Genomic DNA, 5,727 nt, shown 5'->3' on the forward strand with positions numbered 1-5,727 from the left:
GGCGATCCAGGGATCTTTGCGATGGCATCTGCCGTTCTAGAAGTTTTGGATAAAGAAGCCAAACCAGAATGGCAGACGATCGATCTTCAGATCGCTCCAGGCATCTCGGCCATGCAAGCCGCCGCTGCGAGTGTAGGTGCCCCGCTGGGACATGATTTCTGTGCGATTTCGCTCTCAGATATCCTCAAACCGTGGTCAGTAGTCGCCGACCGGATCGCGGCTGTCGCGGCAGCAGATTTGGCGATCGCTTTCTACAACCCGATTTCCAGCCAACGGAGCTGGCAATTAGCCGCCGCCAAGGAAATCCTCCTCAAGTTTCGACCGGCGACCACCCCAGTCATTCTCGCCCGCAATCTGGGCAGATCTGGACAGGATGTGCGGGTCGTTACTTTAGGCGAATTAGTACCGGAGTCGGCAGATATGCGGACGGTAATTTTAATCGGTTCGAGTCAAACGAAACTAATTCCCCGCGCGGATGGCAGTAATTTGGTGTACACGCCGCGATCGTACGGATAGATTTGGGATTTTATCGATCGGTCGTCTACATTATCATGATAATTAGGCACAAATTAAAATGCTCGTGCCCCGAAACAATACTCGACGCCGAACAAGACACGCTAATCATTTATGAGTAAAATTCTGCAAATATCAGCAATTGGTAGCCCGATTTTGCGTCAAAGAGCGATGGCGATTCCGCAGCTTCCCGATGCCCGACTTGACGAGCTGATTGTCGATCTAATTGCGACTGCGGATGCGGCAAATGGCGTAGGGATTGCGGCTCCGCAGGTGGCATCATCGCTGCGCTTATTTATCGTCGCATCGCGTCCGAGTCCGCGCTATCCGCACGCCCCGACAATGTTACCGACAGCGATGATTAATCCCGAGATTATCGCTCGATCGGGCGAGCTGGTCGCAGGTTGGGAAGGTTGTTTGAGCGTACCAGATCGACGTGGTATGGTGCTGCGCGATCGCGCGATCGAGGTTAAATACTTTACCCCACAGGGGGAACTCGTCCAGCAAGAGTTAACTGATTTTGTAGCGCGCATTTTTCAGCACGAACTCGATCATTTAGATGGGATTTTATTTCCCGATCGAGTTACCACAAAGGCAGATTTGATTAGCGAAGCCGAATACATGAAAATCGCCTTTAATTAACCAATTTTCAACTTCTAACTTTTAGCTAAATTTCTATCTCGCGCCAGTACTAAAAAACTTAAAAGTAACCAGGAAGCAGGCCAAATTGATGGTCGCGATCGCGAGGGCACCCATCAGCAGACCTTTACTGAAGCCCTTCACTCGGCGTTTAATCGACCAGCGTAATAATGGCAAGATGTAGATTAATTGAATCAGACCGATTCCAAATACTACCGACATGAACATCGGTGAGACAGTATTTAATAACAGGGAGATAAAAATAATCAGAATATCGATCCCAAACACGGTGACGATACCAGCGATCGCATCGCCAATGTGAGATTTTTTGAGAATTGGGGTTTTTAGCATAGCTATATTTTTAGATAGTATCTATCGATGTCGGCACGGTACTGTCAATTTCATAACTGACCCAGTGCTACCGACCTCGGCTAGTTACAGCACTTCATAAGAGCCTGATGTAGCAAGGTTATCGCTAATCATGTTATCAGACCGTATTCCCCAGATTTAAAGATTTATTAAAGATCGGCCTATTTGCCTAAATTGCGTTTGAGTTGCTCTAGTTCTTCATCAGCCTCCCACCGCAGAAATTGCGCTTCCAAGGGATCGGCAAAATTGCTGCTACTAGTATAATTGTTTACCGAACCCCAGCTACTACTGGTATTGGTGGCAGTCCGCTCTCGCGCTGCTTGCGCAGCTCTAGTTTTTACTTCAGTCCGCCGCGTTTTGATGGTTTGCAATAGTGCTTGCGCCTGGGTCGTGCGCTCTTTTAAGCCTTGCATTTTGCCCCAGAGCTGGTTGCCTTGGGGGAGGAGGGAGTTGACGCGATCTTGAGCCGCAGTAGCGAGATCGGCACGTCCGGCGGTGGTAGCCTTCTGGACGCGATCGTACCAGCTTTTGATCTCTTGGGCGGTGCGGAGGATTTCTTGCTCGGTTTGTTTTTCTTGGGCTTGCAAGTCTACGATCAATTGGCTGGTGTCGGTTTCCTGTTGGGCTAATTGTTCGCCGATCACCTGTAGTTCTAAGTGGGGGTTTTTGGCCAGAAAGTCATCGATCTGACTTTCCAAAAACCGTTTCATGTCTTCGATTAAACCCATGAGTTAGGGGGTAGGGGTAGGAGGGGATAGGGAATAGGGAATAGGGAATAGGGATGCTAACAGGAGGACTTGGAGCGGCTTGCAGCCTGGATGTTTCTGCCAGTTGGATTTTTTCAACAAAAGGTTGGCTGGGGATTCGAGATCGTTTCAATCCGAAACACTATCCCCTATCCCCTCATTCTAAAATTTCTGACCGACATAGACCGATCGAATTTCGCCGCCTTTGCGTTTGAGGATGACTTCACCTTTGGCGACAGTCAATAATGACCAGTTGCTGGTGCCGATTTTTTGACCGACTCGGACTGATTGAGTGCGACCGTCGATCTGGAAAATGGCTTCTGGGCGCGCACCAGTTTGAACTGTTTTGACGAGGGCAATCTTGTTGGTGACGGGAGTAGCGATTGGAGTAGCGGTGCCTGTGACGATCGTTTTAGTATTAGCGGCTGGATTAATGGTGGGGGTAACGATACTAGTATTGGGAGTGAAGAGAGTGGCGGCAGGAGTTGTTGTAGCGGCTGGCGTAGTTGTAGCGGCTGGCGCGGCGTCAATTTTGGCTAGGGACTTGCGCATGTAATCGGCAAATTTAGCGTCGGCTGGGGATACGCGAGATTGGAAGGGGAGCCAAGTGGTATCGATTTGCGGGATGGTAACTTTCTGCTCCTTGACCAACCAGAACCCCAAACTACCAGCCGCGATCGAGGTAATCCCGACTCCTAGTATTGCTTTGAGCCAGAAAGGGATCCGCTTGCTGGGTTTGGCTGCGGGATTTTCGGCGGGGGCTTCGGTGTAGCTACTGTCGGGCGCAAGTGCGCGTTGTCCTGAGAAGCTAGACTGGGGCGGATATACGGAAGCTGGGGACTGTTGGGAATAGTCTTCGGTGGTGGGCGGGCGTTGGGCGGTACGCTCTGATGAGCCGAGATCGTCGCCGAGGAGTTCTTCGATATCAGCAAATACGCGATCCATCGATCGATCTGCGTGAGCGTTGACTTTGGCGAGGATATCCCGTTGACGGCGGCGATCTTGCGGCGATGGGGAGGACATAGCAGGGTTGGAATTGGTCATGAACTGCTTGGATTTAGGGGTTAGGGATTAGTTTACCTCAATCTATTTGTTCTCGATGGGATGAAATTACTGCATTCGATCGATCGTCCGATATTGAATCGCTTCGGCGATATGAGCGGGGGCGATTTGGTCGGCAGCGGCGAGGTCGGCAATGGTGCGAGCGACTTTGATAATCCGATCGCTAGCTCTAGCTGATAATCCTAACTTGCGAATGGCGGTTTCGAGTAATTGGCGGCTGTTGTCGTCGAGGGGACACCAGGTGCGCAGTTCTCGGCTCTGCATTTGAGCGTTACAGAGGATGCCTTTTACCGACTCAAATCGGCGGGTGGCTCGATCTCGCGCCGCCTGAACGCGGGGGCGGACGGTGGCTGAATTTTCTCCCGTCGGTCGATCGGTAATTTCCTCTGGTTTGAGCCGATTTACGGCCACCTGGAGGTCGATCCGATCCATTAAGGGGCCAGACAGCTTTGCCCAGTAATTCTCGCGCTGACGGGGATTGCAGGTACAAGCCTGGATCGTATCTCCATAATAGCCGCAGGGACAAGGATTCGTGCTGGCAACGAGGGTAAATTGGGCGGGGAAGGAGACAGATTGGCGCGTGCGGGAGATAGTGACATAGCCATCTTCGAGCGGTTGGCGGAGGAATTCCAGGACATCGCGTTTGAATTCCGTCAGTTCGTCGAGAAATAAGACGCCGCGATGGGCGAGGGAAATTTCACCCGGACGTGGATAAGAGCCTCCGCCGACTAACGAAGGCCCGGATGCAGAGTGGTGGGGACTGCGATAAGGACGGTTACAGACTAGCGCGCCGCGTTCTTTAAGTAAGCCAGCGACAGAGTGGATTTGCGTAACTTCGATCGCTTCGTCGAAACTCAGTGGCGGCAAGATCCCCGGCAACCGTCGTGCCAGCATGGTTTTACCACTTCCTGGCGGCCCCACGAAGACGAGATTGTGGCCGCCAGCCGCAGCGATTTCGAGGGCGCGGAGCGCGTGAGCTTGGCCTTTGACATCGTGGAGATCGGCACAATCTAGCTGGGGTTGGGCGAGTTGACTCATCACATCAACCTTAACTGGCTCGAAGGTTTCGGGACGATTGAGAAAGGTGACGACTTCGGCTAAATCCTGTAATCCATAGACCTGCAAACCAGACACGACCGCCGCTTCATTGGCATTAGCAGCGGGGACAACCAATCCGCTAATCCCCATTTTTTGTGCGGCAGCGGCGATCGATAGTACTCCCGTAACGGCACGTAGCTGCCCGTCTAAGGACAGTTCGCCTAAAAATAGATAATCTCCCAATAACTCGCCGCTTACCTGGTCTGAGGCGGCGAGAATGCCCACACAGATTGGCAGATCGAAACTGGGGCCTTCTTTGCGCAGGTCGGCTGGTGTTAAATTGATCGTAATTCGGCGGATGGGATAAGCAAACCCCGCATTTTTAATTGCTGTTTTGACGCGCTCTTTGCTTTCTTGGACGGCGACATCGGGCAAGCCGACGACGGTAATCCCTGGCAAGCCATTGGCGACATCGACTTCGACGCCTACTTTGACGGCATCGATGCCAATGATTGTCGCACTCCAAATTCTGGCTAACACAGCGATTTTCCCGTTACTCTTGATGGCTGCAATCTTTTTAGCACGAGCATTTGGGGGAATACAAGGATCGAATGTCGGAATTTAGGTTTTAGGCTTGAGGTTTTAGGCTTGAGGGGTTAGGGGCTAGGGGGTAGTGTTAATTTTTATGTTAGGTTTTGATTGGTGGCTTTTTTGGAGAAAGTTACAACTTCAGCAACAGGCGATCGCGCTCATCCCCATTTTTCCACCTCAATCCCAACGCTTACAGCCTGACACCTAAATTATGAATCTGTCTACACTAATCCTCACTGCCCTTGCAGCTGGCATGATGTTTGGGACTGTTTTGAATACCACATTTCCGCTGGCGATCGTCCCAATCGATCGCTATTTGCTCGCCCCCATCGGTGCGGGATTTTTGCGGATCATTCAGTTTGTGGTGGTGCCGTTGATCTTTTCATCTTTGATTCTGGGCGTGAATCGGATTCAGGGGACGGGGCAAGTCGGGCGATACGTGTTGAAGCTGATGACTTGTTATGTGGTCACGAGCGCGATCTCGCTGTGTATCGGGATGGCAGTGGCGGTGTGTTTGCAGCCTGGGGCGGGGGTGACGGGATTCGAGCTACCAGCCACGATGGAGACGACAGCGGCACCAGAGGCGATCGAGTGGTTGGTGAGTTTAATTCCGACTAATCCTTTGGGCGCGCTCAGTAGTGGCAATCTGTTGCAAATTATTATTTCGGCGGCGTTATTTGGCACGGGAATTCAAATGGCAAAGGCTCAAGCCCAGCCATTTATCGAGTTGCTAGAAAGTATTTATGTCATTAGTGAAAAAGTGCTGTCG

At 51.5% G+C, this 5,727-nt stretch carries 7 protein-coding genes; 3 read left to right on the forward strand and 4 right to left on the reverse strand.

All coding sequences use genetic code 11. The features are described from left to right. Positions 1-516 (forward strand): precorrin-3B C(17)-methyltransferase (locus RMO84_RS20565; RefSeq protein ID WP_310490300.1); only part of this gene is annotated, 516 nt, incomplete at its 5' end. 111 nt (positions 517-627) lie between these two features. After that, positions 628-1,155 carry a peptide deformylase gene (gene def, locus RMO84_RS20570; protein ID WP_310490301.1) on the forward strand — a complete coding sequence of 176 codons (528 nt, stop codon included), beginning with the start codon at positions 628-630 and terminating at the stop codon, positions 1,153-1,155. A gap of 33 nt (positions 1,156-1,188) precedes the next feature. Here the strand turns inward: def and RMO84_RS20575 are convergent, their stop codons facing one another. The 4 genes from RMO84_RS20575 to RMO84_RS20590 all read right to left on the reverse strand — a co-directional run bounded on the left by RMO84_RS20575 (position 1,189) and on the right by RMO84_RS20590 (position 4,907). Further along, positions 1,189-1,503 carry a hypothetical protein gene (locus RMO84_RS20575; protein ID WP_310490302.1) on the reverse strand — a complete coding sequence of 105 codons (315 nt, stop codon included), beginning with the start codon at positions 1,501-1,503 and terminating at the stop codon, positions 1,189-1,191. A gap of 179 nt (positions 1,504-1,682) precedes the next feature. Then, complete coding sequence (locus tag RMO84_RS20580; protein WP_310490303.1) at positions 1,683-2,249, reverse strand: TIGR04376 family protein; 567 nt, start codon at positions 2,247-2,249, stop codon at positions 1,683-1,685. A 180-nt stretch (positions 2,250-2,429) separates the two neighbouring features. Then, positions 2,430-3,311, reverse strand: coding sequence for a hypothetical protein (locus RMO84_RS20585; RefSeq protein WP_310490304.1), 882 nt, complete (start codon positions 3,309-3,311; stop codon positions 2,430-2,432). 66 nt (positions 3,312-3,377) lie between these two features. Further along, on the reverse strand, positions 3,378-4,907 hold the full coding sequence (locus RMO84_RS20590; RefSeq protein WP_310490305.1) for a YifB family Mg chelatase-like AAA ATPase: 1,530 nt from the start codon (positions 4,905-4,907) through the stop codon (positions 3,378-3,380). Between the two features lie 262 nt (positions 4,908-5,169). On the opposite strand from RMO84_RS20590, the gene RMO84_RS20595 reads away from it, so the two are divergent. After that, the coding region (locus RMO84_RS20595; RefSeq protein ID WP_310490306.1) for a cation:dicarboxylate symporter family transporter at positions 5,170-5,727 on the forward strand (558 nt) is incomplete at its 3' end.

Origin of the sequence: Chamaesiphon sp. VAR_69_metabat_338 (assembly GCF_031423935.1) — a bacterium.
In the GTDB taxonomy this organism is placed as follows: Bacteria; Cyanobacteriota; Cyanobacteriia; order Cyanobacteriales; family Chamaesiphonaceae; genus Chamaesiphon.